Raw genomic sequence first — 24,122 nt, 5'->3', positions numbered from 1 at the left:
GGCGGCTGACAAGGTGGTCTCCCGCGACCGGGTTACCCGATGGTCGCTCGGTTCCGCGAGGATGGTCATGGACGCGCTGTCGCGGCTGGTCCGGCCGCCGATCCCGACGCCGACGCCGGGGGTCCGCCCGCTGCACCTGGGCGCCACCTGGAACCCGGACCTGGCGCGGAGGGTCGGGGCGAGGTTCGGCGACGCGCACGCCGGCGAGGTGGTGGGCGTCCAACTGGACCAGGCCCTGCGCGATCCGCGGCTGCGCCGCAACGAGCTCGCCTACGCCGAGGATCCGCTGCTCGCGGCCAGGCTGGCGGCGGCGCAGCTGTTCGGCATGGGCGGCGCGTGCGCGCCGGTGATCACCGATTTCGACGTCCAGGCGTGCTGCGGCCGTCGCTACGGCTTCAGCGCGCGGTCGCTCAACGAGCAGGAACTGCCCGTCTACCGCGCGGTTTTCGAGACCGGCGGGGCGCGCGGCCTGGTCCTGCCCCGGCACCTGTTCGACGAGACGCCGACGGCGATCCGGCTGCTGATCGAGGAGGGCGTCCGCCCCTGGGGCGACGGCCGGGTCCCGGTGTTCACCACCGGCTCGTCCCCGCACGAGGCCATGAAGTTCGGCGCGGACGGCTTCCTCGGCGACGGCCGAGTCTTGGACGAACTCGCGGCCGCGCACGCCGACCGTCGCGTCGACGACACCGAGATCGCCGCCGCCGCGACCCGGATCGACGCGCTGTACGGGCACGTCGGCGTCCCCTCCGGCGACGATCACACCGGCCTGGACCTCGACGTCGCCCGCGAAGGCGTTGTCCTGCTGCGCAATGACGGCCTGCTGCCGCTGCTCGTCGGGGCCGGCATGCGCGTCGCGGTCCTGCACCCGGGCGGCGACAGCGGTCTGCCCCGGGCAATCCGAAGCGTGCTCACGGACGGAACCGTCACGAACACACCCGGCAACGACCGCATCCGGCTCCGTGAGGCCGACAGCCACCGCTGTCTCGTTGTCCGAAACGAACAACTGGACCTGGACGTGCCGGCCGGCGACGACGTGTTCGACGCCATCGAATGGGACCGGCACGTCTTCGAGCTGCGCAACGGCCGCTGCCGCCAGATGGTCGAGGTGACTACGGCGCAGGACGGCACGGTGACGCTCCACAATGGACCAACCGTCTACGAGAACCTGATCTGGGAGCAGGTGTCGGACGGCGCGACGCACGCCGCCGATGCGGCCGCTGCCGCGGACGTCGCGGTCGTGGTCGTCGGCAACGACGCCGCCACCGACCGTGATCGCGAGAACCTGCTGCTGCCGGCCCAGCAGGAACGGATGCTCCGGGCGGTCCGCGCCGCGAACCCGAACACGGTCCTGGTGGTTCTGAGCGGCTACCCGTACGCGCTGGACTGGGCGGAAGCCAACGTCAGCGGCATCCTCTGGAGCGCCAACGGCGAGGCCACCGACACCGCCGTCGCGGAGGTGCTTTTCGGCGAGCACTCGCCCGCCGGCCGCCTGCCGCAGACGTGGTACCGCGCCACCGACACGTCCTTCGACACGTATCTGCATCACCGGGCGGAACCGCTGTTCCCGTTCGGGCACGGCCTGAGCTACACCACCTTCCGCTACGACCGGCCGGTGCTGAGCGCGCGGCGGCTCGACAGCAGCATCACGGTGTCGGTGCGCGTCCACAACACGGGTTACCGCGACAGCGACGAGGTGGTTCAGCTCTACACCCGGCAGTTGACGTCCCGGGTCCGCCAACCGGTGCGCCAACTGCGGCACTTCACCCGAATCGCCGTGCCGGCAAGGAGTTCCCGAACCGTCTCGTTCGTGCTGACCACCGACGACGTGTCCTTCTTCGACGTCACGTCGCAGTCGTGGCTGGTGGAGACGTCCGAGCACGAGGTGCGGATCGGCGACCAGACGGCGAAGTTCGAGACCGCCGGCCGCGAGATCCCGGTCCGCCACCTGGCCGGCACACAGCTGGTCGCCACGAGGGCCGACGAGGCCGCCGGCATGGTGCTCGTGGACGGCCCGGCGGTGGCGGCCAGCAGTCAGCAGTCCTGGCTGGCCTTCCGCGCCTGCGACCTCACCCGCTGTCGCACCTGGAGCCTGGAGGCCGACAACCCCACCCCCGTGCCGCTGTACGTCGGACTGCACCTGGACGACCCGAAGGGCCCGCTGATCGGTGTGCTGGCCGTGCCGCCGGGCCCGGTCGGCACACACACCGCGCCGATCACCGGCGAGGCGCCCGGCACCCGCGACGTGTTCGCGGTCTTCACCCAGCCGGGGGTGCGTGCTCGTCGGCTTGCGTTCGGCTCATAGCCACGGCCTGCCGGAACGTCATGGCCCGGCCCTCCGCGTACAGGGCGTCGAACACCTCCGACCCGAGCTCGGTCCGGACGATCTCCGTGGCCTGGCGGGTCAGCTGCGTCACGGCGATCTCGAACATCGACGGCCCGAACTGCTCCACGAGCACCGCCGCGGCCCCGGCGAGCCGGGCCGAGCGTCGGTGCCGACCGGTGTGCGCGGCGGTCACCGACAGGTAGTTCAGCGCGTACATCATCATCGCCCCGGCCCCGAACTGGTGCAGGCTGGCGATGGCGTCCAGCACGACCCGCTCGGCCCGATCCCAGTCGCCGCGCCGGATCAGCGCCAGCCCGAGGTAGATCAGCGTCACGCCGAGGTCCCAGGTCCCGCCGGCCTCCCGGCGTTCGGCCTCCAGCTCGGCCAGCACCTGCGCGGCGTCCTCGGGCGCGGCGACCGCCGTCCACGCCGCCCGCACGGCCGCGAGGATCGGCGCGGAACCCAGCTGCCGGAACGGTTCCTCGGCCTCGGCGAACGCCGCCGCGGCGACATCGTCGCGTTCCAACCACATCGCGACGTGCGCCCGCATCAGCAGCGTCGGCGCCAGCACCCGCGGGTCACCGGTCTGCCGGGCCAGCCGCACGGCCTCGTCGGTCACCCGGTCGCCCTCGGCGCGGTCGGTCCCGAACACCGCGAATCCGTACAGGCCAAGGACTCTGGCCCGGGCCCCGACGCTCAGCTCGCCGGCGAGCACCTGCAACGCCCACTGCCGGTACTCGCCGAGCTTGCCGCAGATGATCCAGTACCGCAGGAACACCAGCGCCGCCGCGCACCGCTCGTGCTGGCCCCGGTCGAGCATCCACCGCATCGCCGCCCGCAGGTTGCCCTGCTCACGGACCAGCCGATCGAACCACTCCCGCGGGTCAGGGCCCTCCACGCCGTGCCGGGCGTCGGCGAGGAACTGCTCCACCCACGCGGCGTGCCGCTCGCGGAGCTCGGGCAGGTCGGCCTGCGCCAGCGCGAAGACGCGGATGGTCTCCAGCATCGCGAACCGATCGTCCTGACGGGTGATCAGGCTGGCGTCCAGCAGCGCGCCGAGCAGCCGCAGCGGCTCGACGCCCGCGACCGCGGTGATGGCCGGCAGCGTCGCCCCGCCCTCGAACACGGCGACAGCGTGCAGCATCCGACGCTCCTCGCCGGTCAGCAGGTCGTAGCTCCACCGCATCGTCGCCGACAGCGCCTGGTGCCGAATCGGAAGATCGCGGGCACCGTCGCTGAGCAGGTCGTATGACCTCATCAGCTGATCCCGCAGCGCCGACGGCGACAGCAGCCGGGTGCGGGCGGCGGCGAGCTCGATGGCCAGCGGCAGCCCGTCCAGGCGCTCGCAGATCGCCGCCACCGCGTCGGGTTCGAGGTCGTTGGCCCCGGCCTGCTCGGCCCGTTCGGTGAACAGCTCGGCGGCGGCGTGCGAGTCCAGCGGCTCGACGGGCCGGAGGCGTTCGCCGGTCAGCCGCAGCGGCGAGCGGCTGGTCACCAGCACGGTCAGCCCCTGCACGGCGTCCAGCAGCCAGCCGACGTCGCCGACGGCGTCCAGCAGGTGCTCCATGTTGTCCAGCACGAGCAGCAACTGCCGGTCCCGCAGGTGCACCTGCAGCGTCGTGCGGAGCGGGACGCCGGCCGTGTCCCGGATCGTCAGGCTGCCGGCGATGGTCGCCAGCACCAGGTTCGGGTCGCGCACCGGGCCCAGCGACACCACCGTCACGCCGTCGGCGACGTGCGCGGACATCCGCCGCGCGGCCTCCATCGCCAGCCGGGTCTTGCCGACGCCGCCGGGGCCGGTCAGCGTCAGCAGGCGGGTGGTCGCGAGGTGGTCGACGAGAGCGGTGACGTCCGGGCCGCGCCCGATGAGCCGGTTCCGCGGCTCCGGGATGATGGTGACGGCGGCGTCCACCGGCGCGTCCAGGGCCTTGTCCTCGCGGAGAATCCCCAGCTCCAGGCGGCGCAGCTCGGCGCCGGGATCGATGCCGAGCTCGTCGGCGAGCAGGGCGCGGGTGCGCTGGGCGACGTCCAGCGCCTTGCCGGACTGGCCGGTGCGGTGCAGGGCCAGCATCAGCTGGCCGACGAGCCGCTCCCGGGTCGGATAGCCCTCGGCGAGGTCGGTGACGGCTCCGAGGATCTGGTGGTGCTCGCCCAGGCGGAGCATGGCGTCGAAGCGGTCCTCCAGCGCCAGCAGCCGGGACTCCTCGATGCCGCCGCACAGCCGGTCCCGGACGTCCGGGGTGATGGTGTCGGCCAGCGTCGGCCCCGTCCACAGGTCGATGGCCTGGTCGAGCAGCGCGACCCGGGCCCGGTCGTTCGGGGCCGCCCGGGCGCGGGCGACGCCGTCGAGGAAGCGGTGCACGTCCACGGTGAGGGGGTCGGCGCGCAGCAGGTAGGCGCCGCCCTCGGTGGTGATCTCCACGTCGCAGCCGGCGAGGATGGACCGCAGGTTGGAGATCTGCACCCGTACGGCGTGCGGGGCGCTGCGCGGCGGGTGGTCGGGCCAGATCCACCGGACCAGCCGGTCGACGCTGATCGGCCGGTTCACCTCCAGGGCCAGCACGGCCAGCGCGAGCCGCTGCTGTCGCGGCCCCAGCGGCAGCACCTCGTCCCCGACCTGGGCACGCACCGGCCCCAGCAAGCGCAACTCCACACGCACCCCCAGGTGAGCGGTTGCCAGCGATTATCCAGGAACGGATTCGTCCGACCATCGACCCGCTCGCGCCCGAGCGGCGTACTGAGTGCCGTGAGCACGCGACGACGAGACCTGACCGAGCCGGTGACGCTCGTCGGGGTCGCGGTCGCCGCGCTCGTGGCGGTGGCGGTCGTGTTCCACAGCGTCGGCACGGAGGGAACGGCGACCGCCGAGCCGGCCAAGCCGGCCCCGTCGTCGCAGGTCAGCGTGCCGGTGAAGGTCACAACCACGGTCAAGCCGCCGGCTCCCACGACCACCGCGCTGCCGGCCGACGTGCGGCTCGCGACCGCCGTCTACGACCTGAAGACCGACGCCTTCGTGAACCGTTCCGAGGTGGACACGCCGTTCGCGGCGGAGTCGCTGACCAAGCTGCTGATCGCCATGGACCTCGGGATGGCGGGCAAGCTGACCGGCGACACCCTCCCGAAGGTGCAGGCCATGCTGGCCACCAGCGACGACCAGACCGCCAACCAGCTGTGGACCAGCGACGGCAGCACCCAGATCGTGAGCCGGTCCGTCCGGTCGATGGGTCTGAAGGCCACCACGCCGCCGCGCGACCCCGGCCGCTGGGGCGACATGACCACGACCGCCGCCGACGTGGTGCGGATCTACCAGTTCCTGATGACCAGGATGCCGGCCGGGCCGCGGGACATCGTGCTGCGGGACCTGACCGCCCTGCCCCGCGCCGCCGACGGCACCGACCAGGACTTCGGCATCACCGCGGCGGTGCCGGCCGGGCAGTGGTGGGTGAAGCAGGCGTGGGCGTGCTGCCGGCCGGCGTGGGACGTGCACACCACCGGCCTGGTCGGGCCGGGGCAGCGGTACATCGTGGTCGCGATGAGCCAGCAGCCCGTGGCCGGCGGGTTCGGCGGGGCGGCCAAGGTCATGACCGAGGTGGCGCGGCGACTGGTGGCGGGCCTGGCGTCATAGGTCCAGCACGAGGTCCTCGGAAGGCGTTGCGCAGCACACCAGTGCCGAGCCGGGCTCCGGCGGTTCGAGGGGATCCGGTCGGTAGCTGACGTCTCCCGAGAGCACCGGGGTGACGCAGGTGTGGCAGACGCCGGTGCGGCAGGCCCAGCGCGTCGGCACGTCACAGGCCTCGGCGAACTCCAGGAGGTTGGGGAAGTCCTCGCGCCAGGGGACGGTCAAGCCGCTGCGGGCAAAGGTGATTCGCGGTCCCGTGCCCTGCGCGCCGGCGAGCTGGTGCGGGGTTGTCGTGGTGGCGCCGACGATGCCGGGATTGATCGCCGGGAGCGCGCCGAACAGCTCCTGGTGGACGTCGGTGAGGCCGACGTCCTTCAGCGCTGCGCGCATGTCGTCCATGAAGCCGGCGGGGCCGCACATGTAGACGGTCGCGTCGGCGGGCAGGGAAAGGGCTGCGAGTTCGTCACGGTCGAGGCGGTTTCGCTCGGACGTGTAGTAGACGTGCTCGTGGGAGTTCTTCAGTGCTGCCAACAGGTTGTGGGCCTCATCGGCGAAGGCGTGGTCGGCGGGGGAGCGGGTGGTGTGCAGCCACCACACCTCGCGCTCCGTCTTTTCCAGGGCCCTCAGCATGGCCAGCACCGGCGTCACGCCGACCCCGGCGGAGAGCAGCACGACCGGATTCGAGTCCTCTTCGGACAGTGTGAAGTCGCCGCGTGGCGCGGCGACCTCGACGTCGTCGCCGACCTTGAGCTGGGTGTGCAGGAACGTGCTGACGACGCCGTCGCGCTTGACGCTGATCCGGTACTCGGTGTCCGACGGCGTGCCCGACAGGGAGTAGCTCCGCACCTGGGAGGCGGCCCGTAGCGTGAGGAACTGGCCCGGTTTGGGCTGGGGGAGAACGGAACCGTCCGAGAGGAGGATGGAGGAGATGGTCGCGCTCTCCGGCACGATCCGGGTCACCCGCAGCTTTCGGAACCCGGGCCACCCGATCGCGGGCTCGGCCTTGGGGCGGAGCAGGTCCTCGAACGAGCCGCGCCAGCCGGGGCTGAGCGCCGGGATGTCGACGGCCTTGCGCAGCGTGACGACGTCCCGTTTCGGCAGGTACAGCAAGGCGTCGACGGTGGCGACGCTCAGCTCGTGCCGGCCGACCGCCGTGCGCACGATCTCGTCGCCGGCGCGCACCTCGCCCTCGGTGATCACCCGAAGGTAGAAGCCGGGGCGGTGCCGGGCGACCAGCAGCGACGGCATTTCCGGGTCGCCCAGCCGCATGCCCACCCGGAAGCAGGTCACCCGCGGCTGGCTGACCTCGAACTCGGCGTCGCCGATCCGGTAGCGGTCGCCGATGTGCACCTCGTCGTCGAGCAGCCCGTCCACCGTGAAGTTCTCGCCGAACTGGCCGTACTCCCAGTCGTCGCGGCCGAGTTCGTCGCGCCAGTAGTCGTAGGACTGGCGCTGGTAGACCATGACGGCGCGCTGCTCGCCGCCGTGGCCGCCGAGGTCGCCCTGCCCGTCCCCGTCGATGTTGAGCTTGCGGGCCGTGCGCGGGCCCTCGACCGGGTACTTGAAGATTCCGGTGTGGACGGTCCGGCCCTGCCAGGGCACATCCTTGGGCAGACCCACGTTCAGCGACAGCAGTCGTGGCACGGTGATCTCCTCCCTCAGCCCTGGCGGCTGCGCTGGTAGTGCCGGCGGGCCTTCATCCGGTTGCCGCACACGGCCATCGAGCACCAGCGGGCGCTGTTCGGCTTGCTGTGGTCGATCAGGAACAGTTGGCACTCCGGGTTGGCGCACGGGCGGAGCCGACCCGGGCTGCCGGTTCGCAGCGCGTCCCAGGCTAGTACGGCCCTCGCCGCCGTTCGTCGGCCTTCGGGCAGGTCGGGTGTCCAGACGACGCCATCGTCGACCAGCGATGCCCGATTGCTCACGCCGTCCACGAACGCCGCCAGCGTGGCCGGCGTCGCGTGCCCACGCACGACGTGTTGCAACGCATTGCGCGCTTCGACGGCCGCGTGCCACTCGGCGTCGGAGGCGGTCTGGCCGTGCTCGGCGAGCCAGGCCCGGCCGGCCTCGGCGTCGTCCAGGGTGTCGCGGGGCACGCCGTCGATCACCGGTGTCGTGTTCAGCAGGTCGAGCAGCAGCGTCTCGTCCGTCACGTCCTAACCTCCAAACTTGCCCTTGACAGGTTACAGCATGCCTGCTGAACTCTAACCAGTAAAGCTCGATATGGAGGTTAGGCATCATGGGACTGGCCTGGCAGCAAGGACCACTGGCGGGCAAGGCGGTGGGGCGGTTCCTGACGCCCGAGCCGCTGCCCGAGCGGCTGCTGTTCGCCGAGCCGCTGCGGCGGCGGATGCGGGTGCGTCACGGCGGGGAGTGGATCGCCGACAGCGAGGACGTCGTGCTCCTGCACGAGCCGGGGCGCTATCCGGTGGCGTACTTCCCGATCGCGGACGTCTCGTCGGATGTGCTGGCGATGGAAACGCGGGTCACCAAGCACAAGGACCTCGGCGTCACCGGGTGGTTTTCCGTGCAGGGCACCCCGCATGCGGCGTGGCGGTTCGACGATCTGCCCTCGTACGCGTCGATCCTGCGGGACCGGGTCGCCTTCGCCTGGCGGGCAATGGATGCGTTCTACGAGGAGGACGAGCGGATCGTCGGTCACGCCGCCGACCTGTACCACCGGATCGACATCCGCAAGACCTCGCGGCATCTCGTCGTCCGCGACGGCGACCGGGTCGTCGCCGAGAGCCGGCACCCGTTGGCCCTCTACGAATCCGGTTTCGCGACTCGGTGGTACGTGCCGCGTTCGGACGTCGACTTGTCGGCTCTGACGCCGGTCGAGGGGCAGACCTTCTGCCCGTACAAGGGTTTGGCCAGCTATTACGACATCGGTGGGCGTCGGCGGGCCGCCTGGGGATATCCGGAGGCGTGGCCCGAGGTCGCGGCCGTGTCCGGGTGGATCTCCTTCGAGCCGGACGTCGTCGATGTCTGGCTGGACGGCAGGAAGCTCGCGCTGGAGCCCGGCCAGACCGTTGTACCGCACGGCATCGACCGTGGGCTCGACCCCGACGAACTGAAGGGGAACTGAGGTGTCCAGGATTCTGGTGATCGGTCGCGGCGGGGGAATCGCGGGGGCGGTCGCCGCCGCGGCCCGTGCTGCCGGGCACGAGGTTGTCGTCGCCGGACGGAATGCCGGCGAGCACGTCGATCTCACCGACGAGTCCAGCGTCGAGGCGCTGGCCGCACGGCTCGGCACCGTTGACCACGTCGTGTCGACGGCTTCGGCTCGGGCGCGTGGGACGGTCGATTCGCTGAGCCACGAAGCCGTGCTGGCGTCGTTCAACGTCAAGGTCGTAGGGGCGATGTTGCTGGCCAAGCACTTCGCGCCACGCATGCCGGCAACGGGCTCGTTCGTGTTCTTCTCCGGGGCGTCGGCGCGGAAACCCGTGGTCGGCATGCTCGCCGTCGGCGGCACGAACGCCGCTCTTGACGCGGTTGTCCGGGGCCTGGCCGTCGAGTTGGCGCCGATCCGCGTCAACGCCGTGTCGCCCGGCACCATCGACAGCGGTGCCTACGACGCCCTCGGCGAGCGCGCCAAAGCGGACCTGTTCGCCGCCCGCCGGGCTGGTAGTCCCGCTCGTCGTGTCGGCGCCGTCGAGGACGTCGCCGACGCCGTCCTGTTCGCCCTCGGCTCCACCTTCATGACCGGTGTCTCGCTGGCCATCGACGGTGGGGAAGTTCTTGTCTAGTGGTCTGGAGGACCCAATGGACTACCGCATCGAGGTGCTCACCCTGCCCGTCAGCGACGTGGACCGCGCGCTCCGCTTCTACGTCGCCGCCGGCTTCGCGCTGGACGTCGACTACCGCCCCAACGACCGCTTCCGCGTCGTGCAACTGACCCCGCCGGGATCCGCCGCGTCCATCCAATTCGGACTAGGCGTCAGCGATGCCTCGGTGGGGTCCGCGCGGAACAACTACCTTGTGGTGTCGGACATCGAGGCCGCGCACCGGGAACTCGCCGGGCGTGGCATGCCGGTCTCCGCCGTCCGTCACAAGGCGCCGGTCGAGTGGCAGGGTGACTACTCGCCAGGCGTCGACCCCACCCGCCGCCCCTACGCCAGCTTCTTCGACTTCGCCGACCCCGACGGCAACACATGGACCGTCCAGGAACGCTGAGCTCATCGCGGCGGGCTCGCCTTGGTGGTGCTGCGGACCACCAGGGTCGGCTGGAAGAGGATCTGCTGGTGGGCGTGGTGCTGCGGCTGCTCGCACTCGGCGATCATCAACTCGGCGGCCATGTGGCCCATCTGGTACGTGGGCTGGCGGACGGTGGTGAGGGGGATGGCGGCGGACTCGGCGGAGGTGATGTCGTCGTAGCCGACGATCATGACGTCCTCAGGCACCCGGACGCCGGCGCGCAGCAGGACGTGGAGGACGCCGACGGCGAGCAGGTCGTTGGCGCAGAAGATGGCGCGGGGCCGGCGCTTGCCCTGCACCAGTTTCTCGCCGGCGGCGCGGCCGGAGGCGGTGTTCATGGCGGGCACGACGAACTCGCGGAGGCCGGTCGCGGCGGGGATGCCGGCTGCGCGCAGGGCGGCCTTGACGCCGGCGCGGCGGTCGGCGCACTGGCGGATGGCGGCGGGACCGGTGACGAAGGTGATCTCGTCATGGCCGAGGCCCAACAGGTGTTCGGCGGCGAGGCGGCCGCCGGCGACGTTGTCGACGGCGACGGAGCACTGGTCCACGCCCTGTGCTGGCCGGTCGACCAGCACCACCGAGGTGCCGACGTCGCGGAGTTGGCGCAGGCGCGTCGAATCGTCGTGCACGGGCGTGATGAGGACGCCGGCGACCTGCTGCTCCTGGAGCACGCGAAGGTAGTTGGACTCCTTGTCGTCGGACTCGTCGGAGTTGCCGAGGATCACCACGTACCCGTTGACCTGCGCGACATCCTCGGCCCCACGGGCGATGTCGGTGTAGAACGGATTGGTCACGTCCATCACGACCAGGCCGAGCACCTTGCTGCGGCCGGCGCGCAGTGTGCCGGCGGCGCTGTTGCGCACGAAACCCAACTCGCCGATGGCCTGCTCGACCCGCTGCCGGGTGGTGGCGGCGACCACCTCGGGGCGGTTCAGCACGTGTGAGACGGTGCCGACCGACACCCCGGCCAGCCGGGCGACGTCCTTGATGCCCACGCGTCGCATGGCTGTCCACCTTCTCGCTTGAAACGTGTCAGAGCCGGCGCTCGTCACCATCGTACGCGGGCCAGAGAATTCCCAGGTAGATGGGTATCTATCTGGACGAAGACGGGGTGCTGGGCCATCCGGTGCACCCGTCTTGACGAGTCTTCGGCGTCGCTGTTTGAATCATTTCAATCGGACGGGCAGGCAGTGGGGGCTGTGATGCTGACATCCACCGACTCCACCTCGGCCCGCGCGCCCTTCGCCGCCGCGTGCGCGACCTGTGCGACAAGGTCGGCGCCGGCACCCCGATCGAGGCGGTGGCCTGGGCGGCCCGCCGCGAACTCATCTGACGGGAGCGTTCCATGACCGACGCACGCAGAAGCCGGCGCTGGCTGTTCCGGGCCGCGGGAGTGGGCGCCGCCGCGCTCGCCGCACCGACGGTGGCCGGCGCGACGCCGCGACCGGCGACTCCGGCCGTCACCCCGATGCAGCTGGGCAACGCGTGCAACTCGACGCCGCTGCTCGACGACCCGCGCTTCCCGATCGGCGTGTTCTGGCCGCCACCGCCGGACCAGTCCACCGCCGCCAACTACGCCGACATGGCGGGGGCCGGTTTCACCTTCCTCATCACCGGCAACTACCAGCTCGACTGGCAGAGCATCGACTACGCGCTGGGCCTGGCCGACCAGTACGGCATGAAGGCGCTGGTGGCGACCGATCCCGGCGTCAAGGCGGTCGGCGAGATGTTCACCATCGACGACAGCCGCTCGGACCCGCTGACGATCAGCACCGCCGGCGCGCGGACGCTGGTGCAGACGGCGACCGCGCGCTACTCGCGGCACCAGTCCTTCGCCGGCTTCAGCCTGTACGACGAACCGGACCTCGGCGGCTCCCGCAACGTCACACTGGGCCGCGCGACCCGGGTCGTGCACGAGATGGCGCCGAGCGCGATGGCGTACATCAACCTCTCCTACGCGGTGGGCCTCGACTACCCCAAGGTGCTGAAGGACTTCATCAGCCAGGTCGCGCCGCCGCTGCTGTCCTTCGACTACTACCCGCTGCGCACCACCGGCGAGGCTGAGGACTATTTCCTGTGCTGGTCGCAGATCCGCCAGGCCGGCCTGGACAGCGGCCTGCCGACCTGGACCTACGTCCAGACCCTGCCCAGCGGCATATTCCCGCAGCCCACGGCGGCCGACCTGGCCTGGCAGGTCAACGTCAGCCTCGCCTACGGCTGCAAGGGAATCCAGTACTTCACCTACTGGACGCCGGATCCGGCGCGCGGCGAGGGCTTCGGCCCGGCGCTGATCGACCTGAACGGCGCCAAGACCGATCGCTACGCGGCCAGCCAGGCGCTAAACCACACCTGGCTCGCGCCGGTCGGCAAGGAGCTGCTGCCGCTGGTGTCGGAATCGGTGGTGCACGCCAACGAGAACCCGCAGACGAACGGCACAAACCCCTTCACCCCGGACGGTTACCTCACCTCGGTGGCGGGAACCGTTGTGCTGGGCCGGTTCCGCAGCGCCGACTCGTCGGTCAAGGATCGGTGGGTGTTCGTGGCCAACCGGTCCAACACGGCGTCGGTCGACGTCATGCTGACCACCGATACCGCTGCTGTTCACGGGGTCGGCAGGTTCGACCCGTCCACGGGCGGCTACACGCCGCAGTCCGACGCCCCGTGCATAGCCGTTTCGTTGGACGCGGGGGCGGCCGCGCTGTACAAGCTGAGCGCGTCATGACCGGGAGGGGCATCGTGACTCGTCGCAAAGTCCTTGCGCCACTGGGGATTGTGGTCGCGGTGATCGCGGTGGTCCTCGGCGTGACGTTCGGGGTGCGCCACGACAGCCGGGCGGTGGCGCTCGCCGGCGCAACCGACGCGCAGTTGGTGGTGCGCGCCTCCAGCAACGACCTGATGCACACGATCCGGTCCAACGCCAACAGGACCTGGACCGAGGCGGGTGATCTGCTCAGCCAGACCGGCCGTCCGGCGGGCACGATCACGCACATCGCCAGCACGGTCATCAACGGCGAGCTGAACATCGTCGCCAGCGACTCCTACGGCGTGTATCTGGCGATTCGGCACACCGACGGCAATTGGGAGGGTCTGCAACGGATCGCCACCTGCGCCAACGTCACCTCGCTCGCGGCCGCCACGGTCAGTTCGGACCTCCAGATCGTGGTGGCGACCGACAACGGGGCCGGCCTGTACCACGCCGTGCGGCACAGCGACGGCACCTGGACCTCGTTCGGCGACGTCAAGGCCGTGGCGGGCGGGCTGACGGGGACGATCGGCCAGGTCGGGGCGGCCGGCGTGAACGGGCAGCTCCAGGTGGTCGCGCTGGCCGGCGGCAAGGTGATGAACGCGGTGCGGGACGCCGGCGGCAACTGGACGCCCTTCGCCGACGTGCTCGCCTCGAACGATCCGAACCACGTCGTGGGCACGCCGTCCGGGGTCGCGGTGGGCGCGGCGGGCAACGCGCTGCAACTGCTCGTGCAGGGCGGCAACGGAACCACGTTGTGGCACATGGTCCGCGACTCGGCCGGTAACTGGGGCGGCCCTGGCGATGCGATGAAGGCCATGGGCCACAAGGGAACCCTTGTATCGGTGGCGGTCGCCGGCGTCAACGGCGATCTCCAGGTGGCGATTGTGGACAACGGCGGCGCAGTGTGGCACACGATCCGGCACAGCGCCGACGGAACCTGGGATCAGGCGGGGCAGTTGACGCCGTCGATCGTGCCGGGCATGCCGTCGGACGTGGTGGAGGCGGCGATCGCCGGCAGCTAGCAGCCGCAAAGGACGCCCCCGGTGCGCCCTGCGTAGGGCCCGGGCCGTCCACGGCGGACGGCCCGGGTTCGCGTCAGCGGGTCGGCGTCGGCGTCAGGCCGTTGGAGTCGGCGCCGTTTCCGTTGACGGCGTTGGGATTCACCACCGGCTGGGTCGTCAACGCCGGCGTCGGCGCGCCGCTCGCGGCGGTACAGCTGATCGGGTTCTTCGCCGCCGACCGCACCGCGATGACGTCCAGCGTCGGCGGCGTGCCGGCGCCGGTCCGGCGGCCGAACACCAGCGTGGTGTCGGCGCCGATCTCGCCGGGCTTGATCGAGATCTTGTTGGGCGCGCCGGGCACCGGCCGCAGCGCGTCGGGCGGCAGCGGCGCCCGACCGGCCGGGTCGACCACGCAGTCCGCGGTGTCCTGCTGCATCTCGACCACCTTGGCCCGCACGCCGAACTCGCTCAGGTCGGCGTTGAGCCCCCACGATCCGCTGAAGTCGTTGATCGTGACGGTCAGCGTGCCGTCGGCGGCCCGTTCGACGGCGAACGCGGGTGGCGGACCACCGCCGCCGACGAACGGCTGGAGGCCGATGATGGTGGCGATCGCCGCCGCGGCCGCGGCAATCCCGGCCACCGCGAGCGGCCGGCCGACCCGGCGCGGGCGAGGCGTGGCGGTGATGCGCTCGAGCAGCATCAACCCGCCGGGGCTGCGGCTGGCGTCCTCGTAGGCGTCCGACGGCACGGGGTTGGCGTCGCGCAGCGACTGCAAGGCGTCGTTCATGTCGTTTGTCCCTTCACTATGTGCATCCGTGGGGTGGTCATCGACGCGGCGAGGCGTTGCCGTGCGCGATGCAGGCGGACCTTGAACGCAGACAAGGAGCAGCCGAGCACCTCGGCCGCGACCTGCGCGGACAGGCCGTCCCATTCGGTGAGGAGCAACACTTCCTGGTCGCCGGGGGAGAGTGCGGCGAGCGCCCGCAGCACGTCGGTGCGGGCGGCGACGCCGTCGGCGTGATCGGCGGTGACCGGCGGCGGGCCGGTCGCGCCGATCCGTTCGTCGAGTTGGTCGCGGCGCGCCTGCCCCCGCCGGTGATTGGCCAGCACGCGCCGCGCCGTCGCGTACAACCACGGCAGCGGGTTGTCCACCGGGACGGCGTCCGGCCGGCGCCAGGCGATCAGGAAGGTCTCGGCCACGACGTCGAGCGCCGCGTCGTGGTCGATCCTCCGCGCGCCGTAGCGCAGCAACGCGGCGTAGTGCGTGTGGTACAGCGCCTCGAACGCCTCGACATCCATACCTGGCTAGTGTCCGGCACCGGCCGTTCGGTTACAGCGCCACTTCCGGCGCTAGCTTTCCGGGATGTCGAGGCGGGCCAGCCGTTCCGGGTCCGCCAGGATGTTGATCTCCACGATCCGGCCGCCGCGCACCGTCGGACAGAACACCGAGCGAGGGCGCCCGTTGGGCATCGGGATGACGCCGGCCGCGCCGTTGATGACGACGTGCCGCGTCGATTCGGCGCCTCGCGAGAACAACATCGCCTGCTGCGCCACCGCCGCCGCGCCGCGGATGACTCCCGACGGACCCGAGGGCCCGAAGTCGACGCGCAACACGATGTCCGGGTCGAGCAGCGCGACCAGCGCGTCGAAATCGCCGCCCCGGGCCGCCGCCATGAAGGCGTCGATCACCTCGCGCTGCGCCGGCAGGTCGGCGTCCGGCTTCGGCGCGCCCCGCACCCGTCGGCGGGCGCGGCTGGCCAGCTGGGTGGCGGTGGCCGTGGAGCGCTTGACGATCGGGGCGATCTCCTCGAAGGAGACGCCGAACATGTCGTGCAGCACGAACGCCAGCCGCTCCGCCGGAGTCAGCGTCTCCAGCACCACCAGCAGCGCCAGCCCCACCGAGTCGGCGAGCACCGTCTCCTCCGCCGGGTCCGCCGCGACGATCGGGTCCGGCACGTGCACGTCGAGCGGCTCCTCGCGGCGCACCCTGCGGGCCCGCAGCATGTCCAGGCAGACCCGGCTGACCACCGTCGTCAGCCAGCCGCCCAGGTTGGCCACCTCGCTCGTGTCGGCGCGGGCCAGCCGCAGCCACGCCTCCTGCACCGCGTCCTCGGCCTCGGTCAGCGACCCCAGCATGCGATAGGCCACCGCGCCCAGGTGGTCGCGGTGCGCCTCGAACCGCTCGGCCAGAAACTCGTGCTCGTCCACTGTCGGCTCCCTCTCCGTCATTGCTATGACGGATCGGCGGCTTCAGACATGACAGCCCTACGTCTCCAGCCCGGCCCGGCGTATGACGTCGGAGGTAATTGCCGGTGGTGGGAGCCTGGTGGTTGTGACGGATTTGGCCGGGCGGGTGGCGATCGTGACCGGGGCGACGAGCGGTATCGGGACCGCCATCGCCGTGGAGTTCGCGCGGCGGGGAGCTCGCCTGGTGCTGACGGGGCGCCGTTCGATGGCGTCGGACCACGTGTACGTACGAGCCGACATCACCGCTTCGGATACGCCGGCACTGCTCGTGGCGGCGGCAGTGGACCACTACGGCCGCCTGGACTGCGTCGTCAACAACGCCGGCACTCCCGGGCATGCGGTCCGGATCGCCGACCTCGACCTGGCCGCCTTCGACCGTGCGATCGCCGTGCACGTCCGGGCTCCGCTCGCGCTGATCCAGCAGGCCGCCCCGCACCTGTCGCCGCGCGCCGGCAGCGTGATCAACATCGCCAGCGTCTCCGGCCTGCGCGCCGGTTTCTCCGGCCCGGACTACTCCATCGCCAAGGCCGCCATGCAGCACCTGACCCGCTGCGCCGCCGTCGACCTCGGCCAGTCCGGCGTTCGCGTCAACACCATCTCCCCGGGCCCCATCGCCACCGCCATGCACCCGGCCGACTCCGACGGCCTGCCGGCGTTCGCCCGTTTCCTACCCCGACACCAGCCCGATCCCCGCATCGGACGCCCCGAGGACGTCGCCGAGGTGGCCGCCTTCCTCGCCAGCGACGCCGCCCGCCACGTCAACGGCCAGGACATCGCCGTCGACGCCGCCCTCACCGCCGGCCGCCCCTGGTCCGTGGCCGCCGCCGAACGCGCCGCCATGTCGCCCTAGACGATCTCCTCCAACAGCCGCGCGAGCTCCTTGGGCCTGGTCACCATGGGCCAGTGACCGGAATCGATGTCGACGAGCTCGAGGTGCTTGGCCCGCGCCAGCTCCGGCACCTGCCCGCCGTCGATCCACTCCCGTGCCTGCGCCACGGAGAACTCGGGGCACACGACCGTGACCGGCACGTCGAAGCGGCGGTCGTCCCGGTACCGGACCACGCCCCGAGCCACGCCCTCCGGCACGGGAATGGCGGCGGCGGCCATCCGGCGGCGCGTGTCCGGGTCGAGGTCGGCGGCGTCGGGCCCCTCGAACACATGCCACCCGGGGAACGGCATGGCCCCGTCGACCACCTCGAAGAAGTCGGCGTACGGCTGGTCGCCACTGCCGGGGAAGCCGCCGATCAGGACCACCTTGGCCACCAGCTCGGGCCGCGCGTCGGCAGCCAGCCACGCCAGGGTGCAGGCGGCGGAATGGCCTACCACGACACATCTTCCGGCACGGTCCACGGCGGACAGCACGGCCTGAATCTGATCGTCCAAAGTGGCCGCAGAAGCGCCATCGCCCTGGCCCGGCAGCGTCAAGGGGACGGCGCGGGGGCCCCACGAAGCGGCAACGTCCCCCCAGACGGAGGCGTCGAGCCACAGGCCGGCGGCAAGCAGGATGTCCATGCCGGCGACCCTAGGACCAATTCCGGACGTTCTACTACCGGTATGCTCGGACCATGGAGCTGAGCCCTACCGCCCGGGCGCTGCGGACCCTGGAGATCCTCCAGAACCGCCCCGGCACGACGGCGGACGAGCTGGCGCGGCGGCTGGGGGTCACGGAGCGCGCGGCCCGCCGCTACGTGGGGATCCTGCGCGAGGCGGGTATCCCGGTGGAATCGATGCGCGGCCCGCACGGCGGCTACCGGCTGGGCCGCGGCACGCGGCTGCCGCCGATCGTGTTCAGCCAGGCGGAGGCGCTGATCCTGGTGATGGCGGTGCTGGACGCGCCGCCGGGCGACGAGCTGCTCGCGGGTGCGCTGGGCAAGGTCATCCGCGCGTTGCCGGAGGGCATCGGACGGCATGCGGCGGCGTTGCGGGAGCATGCGGCGGCGGCGTCGGATCCGCGGTCGGCACGGCCGGATCCGGGCACGGTGAGCACGTTGGTCGCGGCGGTGGCGGCCAGAAACGTCGCGCTGCTCACGTATCGAGGCGAGAACGGTACCGAGTGGACGTCCGAAGTGGACCCGTGGGCGGTGGTGGTCCGGCATGGCCGCTGGTACCTGCTGTGCCGTTCGCACCGCGCGGACGCGATCCGCACGTACCGGATCGACCGAATCCGCGCGGTCGAGCAGACGCACCAGCAGTGCGAGCCGCCGGAGGGGCTCGATCCGGTCGCGGTGCTGGAGGAAAACCTGGGCAAGGGCTGGGAATTTGCCACCCGGGTGGTGTTCGAGGCGCCGGTGGGCAAGGTGGCGCCGTGGATCCGGCCGCCGATGGGACGGCTGGAGCCGCTGGGTGACGGGTGCGTGCTGGTGGGCAGCACCCGCAACCCGGCGATGTACGCGGGGGAGTGGCTGGCCAACGTGCCGTTCGACTTCCGCGTCGAGAGCGGACCGGAACTGCGGGACGCCGTCGCGGAGGTAGCGGCGAGGCTCACGGCGGCGGTCAGCTGAACCTCACCCCACCCGGGGATCGCCCCACGGCAGCCACGGCTGCGGATCCTGGCTGGGATGCGTGCGGCGCAGGAATGCCGCCAGGAACTCCTCCCGCCGCGAGGCCGCCTCGGCGTCCGGCAGGCTCAGGGCGGTGGCGATGCGCGCCCAGTCCCAGCCGTTGCGCCGGGCCTGCGCGATGAACGCCTTCTCGGACCACAGCAGCGCGGCCCGGTGCCGGCTGAGCGTCATGTACCAACGCTCCAGCACCGGCTCCGGGCATGTGCTGGCGGCCCGCTCGGACGCGATGTGCAGGCCGAACAGCTGGTCCCCGCTCAGCGCAAGCTCGCTGATCTCCGAGCCGCGCAGCCACTCGTCGATGATCGGGTCACGATCGCTCATGACGTCGATGGTCCTCGCCGAGCGCCCCGCCCACGTCCGGGGAAAACCCTGATCCCTCAGTGGAACAACGAGTCGATCCGGACGCTGTGGGAGTTGCCGTCGGTCGTGGTGACCGTGACGGTGCCGGTGAAGTCGCTCGTCCCCGGCCACCAGACGGTCCACCGGCCGCCGTCCACGAGGGCGTCGGCGGTGCGGCTACCGTCGTGCACGCTGATCGACTTGACGTCGGCGCCGGCGAAGCCCTCCACGTAGCTGAACGCGCTGTCGCCGTCGCCGTGCGACCCGGCGGTGTCCAGCGTGATGTCCTTCGGCGCGATCTTGCCGATCGGGTCGACCGCCATGGTGAAGCCCTCGCCGTCGGTGCCGACCATGCACAGCGTGATGTCCTTGCCCCGGGTGAGGACCATCGACGTCACCTCGCCGCGCAGGTCGGCGTTCGACACGGTGAACGGACCGGTGGCATTGGGGTTGCCGGTCGCGTTCTTCTCGCAGAACTGCTGCGCGGTGGAATCCGTCGAGGAGGCGGCCAGCCGCACCGGATTGCCGGTCCAGCTGGAGATCGCCGTCGACGACAGCGGACCGCCGCCCCCCTTGATCATGTGGTACGCCACCGGCGCGACCACCACGGCCGCAGCCGCGCCGACGGCCAGCGCCCCGGCGAGGGCGATCCGGCGCACCGGCCGGCGGCGAACAACCCTCGCGTCGGCCAGCACCGACGAGAGCAGCTGCTCCTGACGGGCCTGCTCGTCGACGGTCAGGGCGCGCGGCGGCGCCGGGTCGAGCACGCCGAGCAGGGGAGAGATGTCGCGGTTCATGATGCTCCGTTCACATTCGCGGGGACGAGGGCGGTCGACAGCTCGACACCGGGGCCGGCACGCTTGGCCAGGCGGCGTTTCGCCCGCGACAGCCGCATGCTGTACGCGGCGCGGGAACACCCCAGCACCGTGGCCGCTTCCTTGTCGGTCAGCCCCTCCCAGACGTGCAGCGCCAGGATCTCCTGGTCCGAAGTGGACAGTCCCCGCCACGCGGCGAGCAGGTCCAGCCGGGCCTCCGCGGACAGCATCGGCTGGTACGCGTCGTCTCGGCCCTGCTCGGCCACGCGCAGCGCCACGGCCCGCTGCCGGTGCGCGCTGCGGCTGGCGTTGAGCATCAGGTTGCGGGCCGTGCGGAACAGCCAGGGCCTGGGGTCGTCCGGCAGGTCGCGTCGGCGGCGCCAGGCGGTCAGGAACGTCTCCCCGACCACGTCGTCGGCCTGTCCCGGGTGGGCCCGCCGCCGCACGAAGGCGAGCACGTCCGCGTAGTGCGCCCGGTACATGGCCGAGAACTCGGCGTCGGTCTCGAGTGCCATCGTTCTCCTTTGTGGGTTTCTCACCCACACATGTCCGGGCGCCCGCGCGATGCAACACCCCTATCCAAGCAAGGCTCGGACCTCCGCCGCCTCGGGCACCCCGAGCCGCTCCAGCAGCGCCAACGCCTGCGTCAGGCAGCGCACGCCGGCCGTGCGGTCACCGGCGGCCAGGTGCGCCTCGCCGAGCAGCCGGAGTGTGCTGCCCAGCTCCTGTCGGACGCCGTTGGCCTCGAAGACCGACGCCGCCTCGGTCAGCGCGTCCAGGGCGGCGGCGGTGTCCTTCTGCGCCAACAGGATCGCGCCCAGGCCGGTGCGCGACTTGGCCTCGAGGCCGGTGTCGTGGACCGTGCGGGCGAGATCGACGGACGCTTCGGCGGCCGCTCGGGCGGCGTCGAGGTCGTTGGCCGCGCGATACGTGTCGGCCAGGTCGTCCAGGGCGCTCACCTCCAGGCGGAGGTCGCCGATCTCCCGTGCGACCGCGATGGCGCCGCGGGCGGACTCGACCGCGTGGTCGGTCCGCCCCAGCTTGCGGTGGATCGCCGCCAGATTGGCCAGCACGTAGCCCTCGGCCCGCGGCCGGAAGCCCTGCGCCTCGATCCGCGCCTGCTCGTACAGCTCGGTCGCCTCGGCCAGCTCGCCGAGGCGGTGGTGGGTGCCGCCGAGGTTGATCAACGCGGTCGTCACGACGGTGCGGTCGGCGACGGCCCGCCCCAGTTCCAGCGCCTCCCGGTACAGCTCGATGGCCCGGCGCAGGTCGTGGTACCCGGCGCAGTCGGCCAGCGCGGTCGCGAGGTACGCCTCCGCCGCGACGTCGCCCAGCTGGTGGGCCGAGCGCCGGGCCAGCTCCAGGCTCCGCTCCCACTGCTCGTCGTACGAGTGCTCGACGAACATCCACTGCAGTGCCCGCGCCAGCGACACGCCCATCGCACTGGTGTCGGGGGTGGACAGCGCCTGCCGCACGATCGGCACGAGGTTGTCCCGTTCGGCATTTCCCCAGGCCACGGCGTCGGCCATGTCCGCCAAGGCCGCGCCGGTGCGTTCCGTGCGGGCATGGGCCTGCTGAGCCATGGTCACGTACCACTGCACGACCCGGTGGAACGCGTCGGCACGGACCTGGGCGTCGACGTCGGCTACCCGTTCCGCCGCGTACGCCCGCAGCAGGTCGTGCATCCGGTAGCGGTCCCCGGGCTCGATCAGGTGCACGCGAGCGAGGCGTTCCAGGGCCGCCGCCGCGTCCGAGCGGTCGGTGTCGAGCAGGGCCGCGGCGACGTCGTCGTCGAAGGTGGGGCCGTCCAGCAGGCCGAGCAGCCGGAACAGCAGCGCCGACCGGTCGTCGGCCTGTTCGAGGCTGAGCCCGAACGTGGCGGCGACCGACAGGTCGTCCAGCGCCAGTTCGGCGAGGTCGAGCCGGTCGGCCAGGCGGGTCGCCACGCCGGCGAGCCCGTCGCGCTCGGCCGCCTGCGCACCGGCGACGCGCAGGGCCAGCGGCAGGCCGCCACAGAGCCGGGCCAGCGCACCGGCGCTGGTCGCCTCGGCGGAGCCGGTCGCGACGCCGGCGGCCCGGCACAGCAGGTGGACCGCGTCGCCGTCGCCCAGCGGCTCCAGCGGGAACAGTCTCGTGCCGGCCAGGATGGTCATCCGGTGCCGGCTGGTGATCAGCACCGCGCAGCTCGACGAACCGGGCAGCAGCGGGCGGACCTGCGCCGGGTCGCGGGCGTTGTCCAGCACGACCAGCACCCGCCGGTCGGCCAGCAGGCTCCGGTACCGCGCGGCCCGTTCGGCTTCGGTGTCGGGCAGGTCGGTCCGGTCGACGCCGAACCCGCGCAGCATCTCGCCAAGCGCCTCGCCGGGCAGCGCCGGCACCGCGCTCGCCCCGCGCAGATCGACGTACAGCTGCCCGTCCGGGAACGTCGATCGCACCTGGTGGGCCACGTGCAGGGCCAGTGCGGTCTTGCCGATCCCGCCGGTGCCGGTGATCGCGCAGACCACCGGCGCCGGGCCTTGCGCCCCGAGCGCGGCGCGCAGTCGCTCGATGTCCGGTCGACGTCCCGTGAAATCGGCCGTGTCGGCCGGAAGCTGGGCCGGCACGGGCGCGGCGACCGTCGGCCGGCCGAGGATCTGCTGGCGTGCGGCGAGAAGCGCCTCGTCCGGTTCCACGCCCAGCTCGTCGGCCAGGTGCTGGCGCACCGCCTCGAAGTGCCGCACCGCGGCCGCCGTCTGGCCGGTTCCGGCCAGTGCCAACAGGAACTTGGCCTGCACATCGGTGTGCAGCGGCTCTGCGACCGCCGCGACCCGCAGGTGGGGGAGCGCGTCGGCGGCATCGGCGACGTCCGCGTACGCCAGCACGGCGGCGGTGCGCTCGATCCGGATCGCCGTGAGCTCCGGCAGGTTGTGCAGGTCCGCGAGATCGGCCAGGGGTTCGCCGGTGAACAACCGCAACGCCGGTTCCAGCGCGGCCGTCGCGACGAGCCGTCGGAACCGCAGCAGGTCGTGTTCGTCCACGTGCACCGCCAGCTGGTAGCGGGATCCGTCCGACACCACCAGTTCCCGCTTCACGCGGCGACCCGCCTCGGCCAGCGCCCGGCGCAGCCGGCTCACCGCGCCCGGCACCAGCCGCCGCGCCGCCTCGGCCGGCTGGTCCGCCCACAGCGCGTCGGCGATGGCATCGCGGTGCACGAAGGCGTTGGGGGACAAGGCAAGCAGCCCCAGCACCGCCCGCTGCCGCGGCGGGCCGACGTCGACCGGCACGCCGTTGAACGTCACTCGGAACGGCCCGAGCACCTGGAACCGCCAGGGTGTCGCCGGCGTCCGCGACTCCCGTTCCGCCAGCTGGCGGGCCAGGTCCTGGTCGGACAGCCCGACCACCGCGAACAGTTTGCGCAGCGCCTCCGGCCGCGGCCGCGCCGTGCGGCCCTGCTCGATGTCACGCACCGCGCCGACGCTCAGTCCCGCTCGCTCGGCCAGCTGCTTCTGCGTGATGCCCGCCGTTCTTCGCCGCGCCGAGATCAGGTCGCCGACGGTCGTGTCCATGTGCCCCCACCCCCAGAGAAGTCCCGTCCGCCCGTATTGAACCCGTACCGGGGGCGTGACCACAGCCCTGACCACGGAAGTTGCCGCTCCGTGACGGCGAACGCCCGCACACCGGGGCCGGGCAGGATGGGATCCGCAGTGGGGAAAGAGGGGAAAGACCGGCTGGGCCCGCGGCCCAGCCGGCCTTCTCACGTCCCGAAACCCCGCAGGAAGGTGCTGGTCAGCACGTCGGCGGCCTGCGCGGCGGACAGCTGCGGCAGGGAGTGCGCGGCCAGCTGCATGAGGTTGGCCAGCACGACGGCGTTCCAGCCCTCGGGCAGTCCGGCGCGCAGGAAGCCCTCGTCGGTGGCGCGCCGCAGCAGCGCGTCGACCTCGTCCATGAACTGCTTGCGGCGGGCCTGGATGGACGGCTCCGCGCGCATCCGCGTGAGCTCGACCGGCCAGGTGCGGTTGACCTCGATGATGCCCTCCACGTAGCGGTGCAGGGCGGCGGCGACGGGAGCGTCGCGCAGGCGCGCGGCCTCGATGACCCGCTCCACGGCGTCGAGGCGGGCCTCGTAGACGGCGGCGAGCAGCTCGTCGCGGGAGGCGAAGCGGCGGTAGACGGTGCGGCGGTCGACGCCGGCCTCGGTGGCGATGGCGGCGACGGTGGTGCCCGGGTCGGCGGCGAGCATGCGCGCGCCGGTGGTGAGGACGAGTTCCAGGTTTCGTGCCGCGTCTGCCCGCATA

22 protein-coding genes are annotated in these 24,122 nt (G+C 72.0%); 9 read left to right on the top strand and 13 right to left on the bottom strand.

Annotation, left to right across the window (positions count from 1 at the left end; all coding sequences use genetic code 11):
• The first annotated feature begins 67 nt into the window (after positions 1 to 67).
• The gene (locus tag BCF44_RS52075) at positions 68 to 2,302 is read left to right on the top strand and encodes a glycoside hydrolase family 3 C-terminal domain-containing protein (RefSeq protein ID WP_116182041.1); all 2,235 of its coding nucleotides are present in this window, start codon (positions 68 to 70) and stop codon (positions 2,300 to 2,302) included.
• Here the strand turns inward: BCF44_RS52075 and BCF44_RS52070 are convergent.
• Positions 2,256 to 4,976 (bottom strand): AfsR/SARP family transcriptional regulator, encoded by a 2,721-nt coding sequence (locus tag BCF44_RS52070; protein WP_147329018.1) that lies wholly within the window; start codon positions 4,974 to 4,976, stop codon positions 2,256 to 2,258. The genes BCF44_RS52075 and BCF44_RS52070 overlap by 47 nt on opposite strands.
• Before the next feature lie 93 nt (positions 4,977 to 5,069).
• Here BCF44_RS52070 and BCF44_RS52065 point away from each other — a divergent pair, with 93 nt between their 5' ends.
• Positions 5,070 to 5,948 carry a serine hydrolase gene (locus BCF44_RS52065; RefSeq protein WP_147329017.1) on the top strand — a complete coding sequence of 293 codons (879 nt, stop codon included), beginning with the start codon at positions 5,070 to 5,072 and terminating at the stop codon, positions 5,946 to 5,948.
• Here the strand turns inward: BCF44_RS52065 and BCF44_RS52060 are convergent.
• Positions 5,943 to 7,586 carry an MOSC and FAD-binding oxidoreductase domain-containing protein gene (locus BCF44_RS52060; protein WP_116182038.1) on the bottom strand — a complete coding sequence of 548 codons (1,644 nt, stop codon included), beginning with the start codon at positions 7,584 to 7,586 and terminating at the stop codon, positions 5,943 to 5,945. The two genes, BCF44_RS52065 and BCF44_RS52060, sit on opposite strands and share 6 nt — an antisense overlap.
• Before the next feature lie 14 nt (positions 7,587 to 7,600).
• Positions 7,601 to 8,095, bottom strand: a complete 495-nt coding sequence (locus BCF44_RS52055) for a CGNR zinc finger domain-containing protein (RefSeq protein WP_116182037.1) — start codon at positions 8,093 to 8,095, stop codon at positions 7,601 to 7,603.
• An 86-nt stretch (positions 8,096 to 8,181) separates the two neighbouring features.
• On the opposite strand from BCF44_RS52055, the gene BCF44_RS52050 reads away from it, so the two are divergent.
• The 3 genes from BCF44_RS52050 to BCF44_RS52040 are packed head-to-tail and all read left to right on the top strand — an operon-like array spanning position 8,182 to position 10,118.
• Positions 8,182 to 9,030, top strand: coding sequence for a DUF427 domain-containing protein (locus BCF44_RS52050; RefSeq protein WP_116182036.1), 849 nt, complete (start codon positions 8,182 to 8,184; stop codon positions 9,028 to 9,030).
• 1 nt (position 9,031) lies between these two features.
• Positions 9,032 to 9,691, top strand: coding sequence for an SDR family oxidoreductase (locus tag BCF44_RS52045; protein WP_116182035.1), 660 nt, complete (start codon positions 9,032 to 9,034; stop codon positions 9,689 to 9,691).
• A gap of 16 nt (positions 9,692 to 9,707) precedes the next feature.
• Complete coding sequence (locus BCF44_RS52040) at positions 9,708 to 10,118, top strand: VOC family protein (protein ID WP_116182034.1); 411 nt, start codon at positions 9,708 to 9,710, stop codon at positions 10,116 to 10,118.
• A 2-nt stretch (positions 10,119 to 10,120) separates the two neighbouring features.
• Here the strand turns inward: BCF44_RS52040 and BCF44_RS52035 are convergent, their stop codons facing one another.
• Positions 10,121 to 11,143, bottom strand: coding sequence for a LacI family DNA-binding transcriptional regulator (locus BCF44_RS52035; protein ID WP_116182033.1), 1,023 nt, complete (start codon positions 11,141 to 11,143; stop codon positions 10,121 to 10,123).
• Positions 11,144 to 11,484: 341 nt separating this feature from the next.
• Between BCF44_RS52035 and BCF44_RS52030 the strand changes: the two genes are divergently transcribed.
• A complete protein-coding gene (locus BCF44_RS52030; RefSeq protein ID WP_116182032.1) occupies positions 11,485 to 12,861 on the top strand; it encodes a hypothetical protein in 1,377 nt (458 codons plus the stop codon).
• A 14-nt stretch (positions 12,862 to 12,875) separates the two neighbouring features.
• The gene (locus BCF44_RS52025) at positions 12,876 to 13,907 is read left to right on the top strand and encodes a hypothetical protein (RefSeq protein ID WP_147329016.1); all 1,032 of its coding nucleotides are present in this window, start codon (positions 12,876 to 12,878) and stop codon (positions 13,905 to 13,907) included.
• 73 nt (positions 13,908 to 13,980) lie between these two features.
• Here the strand turns inward: BCF44_RS52025 and BCF44_RS52020 are convergent, their stop codons facing one another.
• Genes BCF44_RS52020 through BCF44_RS52010 form a run of 3 tightly spaced genes read right to left on the bottom strand, consistent with a single transcriptional unit; the run spans position 13,981 to position 16,094 of the window.
• Entirely contained in the window at positions 13,981 to 14,673 is a 693-nt protein-coding gene (locus BCF44_RS52020; protein ID WP_116182030.1) for a hypothetical protein, read from the bottom strand.
• On the bottom strand, positions 14,670 to 15,185 hold the full coding sequence (locus BCF44_RS52015) for an RNA polymerase sigma factor (RefSeq protein WP_116182029.1): 516 nt from the start codon (positions 15,183 to 15,185) through the stop codon (positions 14,670 to 14,672). The genes BCF44_RS52020 and BCF44_RS52015 overlap by 4 nt, the downstream gene beginning before the upstream one ends.
• 51 nt (positions 15,186 to 15,236) lie before the next feature.
• Positions 15,237 to 16,094: a sigma-70 family RNA polymerase sigma factor gene (locus BCF44_RS52010; RefSeq protein WP_211353660.1), complete on the bottom strand. Its 858-nt coding sequence runs from the start codon at positions 16,092 to 16,094 to the stop codon at positions 15,237 to 15,239.
• A 124-nt stretch (positions 16,095 to 16,218) separates the two neighbouring features.
• Here BCF44_RS52010 and BCF44_RS52005 point away from each other — a divergent pair, with 124 nt between their 5' ends.
• Entirely contained in the window at positions 16,219 to 16,983 is a 765-nt protein-coding gene (locus BCF44_RS52005) for an SDR family NAD(P)-dependent oxidoreductase (RefSeq protein ID WP_170218225.1), read from the top strand.
• Here the strand turns inward: BCF44_RS52005 and BCF44_RS52000 are convergent.
• Complete coding sequence (locus tag BCF44_RS52000) at positions 16,980 to 17,645, bottom strand: alpha/beta fold hydrolase (protein ID WP_116182026.1); 666 nt, start codon at positions 17,643 to 17,645, stop codon at positions 16,980 to 16,982. The genes BCF44_RS52005 and BCF44_RS52000 overlap by 4 nt on opposite strands.
• A gap of 53 nt (positions 17,646 to 17,698) precedes the next feature.
• Here BCF44_RS52000 and BCF44_RS51995 point away from each other — a divergent pair, with 53 nt between their 5' ends.
• Positions 17,699 to 18,634 (top strand): helix-turn-helix transcriptional regulator, encoded by a 936-nt coding sequence (locus BCF44_RS51995; RefSeq protein WP_116182025.1) that lies wholly within the window; start codon positions 17,699 to 17,701, stop codon positions 18,632 to 18,634.
• Positions 18,635 to 18,637: 3 nt separating this feature from the next.
• Here the strand turns inward: BCF44_RS51995 and BCF44_RS51990 are convergent, their stop codons facing one another.
• From BCF44_RS51990 to BCF44_RS51970, 5 genes are all read right to left on the bottom strand, one after another.
• Positions 18,638 to 19,015: a hypothetical protein gene (locus tag BCF44_RS51990; protein WP_116182024.1), complete on the bottom strand. Its 378-nt coding sequence runs from the start codon at positions 19,013 to 19,015 to the stop codon at positions 18,638 to 18,640.
• Between the two features lie 56 nt (positions 19,016 to 19,071).
• Complete coding sequence (locus tag BCF44_RS51985) at positions 19,072 to 19,830, bottom strand: hypothetical protein (protein WP_116182023.1); 759 nt, start codon at positions 19,828 to 19,830, stop codon at positions 19,072 to 19,074.
• Positions 19,827 to 20,363, bottom strand: a complete 537-nt coding sequence (locus BCF44_RS51980) for an RNA polymerase sigma factor (protein WP_116182022.1) — start codon at positions 20,361 to 20,363, stop codon at positions 19,827 to 19,829. Before BCF44_RS51980 ends, BCF44_RS51985 begins: the two co-directional genes overlap by 4 nt.
• A 60-nt stretch (positions 20,364 to 20,423) precedes the next feature.
• Positions 20,424 to 23,393 (bottom strand): tetratricopeptide repeat protein, encoded by a 2,970-nt coding sequence (locus tag BCF44_RS51975; RefSeq protein ID WP_116182021.1) that lies wholly within the window; start codon positions 23,391 to 23,393, stop codon positions 20,424 to 20,426.
• Positions 23,394 to 23,581: 188 nt separating this feature from the next.
• Positions 23,582 to 24,121 carry a TetR/AcrR family transcriptional regulator gene (locus BCF44_RS51970; protein ID WP_116182020.1) on the bottom strand — a complete coding sequence of 180 codons (540 nt, stop codon included), beginning with the start codon at positions 24,119 to 24,121 and terminating at the stop codon, positions 23,582 to 23,584.
• Position 24,122: the final 1 nt, after the last annotated feature.

Source organism: Kutzneria buriramensis (assembly GCF_003387475.1).
In the GTDB taxonomy this organism is placed as follows: Bacteria; Actinomycetota; Actinomycetes; order Mycobacteriales; family Pseudonocardiaceae; genus Kutzneria; species Kutzneria buriramensis.
Note: the sequence above shows the minus strand (reverse complement) of the source record. Positions and strands in the feature narration are given on the sequence as shown.

Bases quoted from the DNA above. Each gene is read 5' to 3' on its own strand.
- BCF44_RS52075 (WP_116182041.1), top strand. From the start codon at position 68: ATGGACGCGCTGTCGCGGCTGGTCCGGCCGCCGATCCCGACGCCGACG.
- BCF44_RS52050 (WP_116182036.1), top strand. From the start codon at position 8,182: ATGGGACTGGCCTGGCAGCAAGGACCACTGGCGGGCAAGGCGGTGGGG.
- BCF44_RS52040 (WP_116182034.1), top strand. From the start codon at position 9,708: ATGGACTACCGCATCGAGGTGCTCACCCTGCCCGTCAGCGACGTGGAC.
- BCF44_RS52035 (WP_116182033.1), bottom strand. From the start codon at position 11,143: ATGCGACGCGTGGGCATCAAGGACGTCGCCCGGCTGGCCGGGGTGTCG.
- BCF44_RS52030 (WP_116182032.1), top strand. From the start codon at position 11,485: ATGACCGACGCACGCAGAAGCCGGCGCTGGCTGTTCCGGGCCGCGGGA.
- BCF44_RS52020 (WP_116182030.1), bottom strand. From the start codon at position 14,673: ATGAACGACGCCTTGCAGTCGCTGCGCGACGCCAACCCCGTGCCGTCG.
- BCF44_RS52015 (WP_116182029.1), bottom strand. From the start codon at position 15,185: ATGGATGTCGAGGCGTTCGAGGCGCTGTACCACACGCACTACGCCGCG.
- BCF44_RS52000 (WP_116182026.1), bottom strand. From the start codon at position 17,645: ATGGACATCCTGCTTGCCGCCGGCCTGTGGCTCGACGCCTCCGTCTGG.
- BCF44_RS51995 (WP_116182025.1), top strand. From the start codon at position 17,699: ATGGAGCTGAGCCCTACCGCCCGGGCGCTGCGGACCCTGGAGATCCTC.
- BCF44_RS51990 (WP_116182024.1), bottom strand. From the start codon at position 19,015: ATGAGCGATCGTGACCCGATCATCGACGAGTGGCTGCGCGGCTCGGAG.
- BCF44_RS51985 (WP_116182023.1), bottom strand. From the start codon at position 19,830: ATGAACCGCGACATCTCTCCCCTGCTCGGCGTGCTCGACCCGGCGCCG.
- BCF44_RS51980 (WP_116182022.1), bottom strand. From the start codon at position 20,363: ATGGCACTCGAGACCGACGCCGAGTTCTCGGCCATGTACCGGGCGCAC.
- BCF44_RS51975 (WP_116182021.1), bottom strand. From the start codon at position 23,393: ATGGACACGACCGTCGGCGACCTGATCTCGGCGCGGCGAAGAACGGCG.
- BCF44_RS51970 (WP_116182020.1), bottom strand. From the start codon at position 24,121: ATGCGGGCAGACGCGGCACGAAACCTGGAACTCGTCCTCACCACCGGC.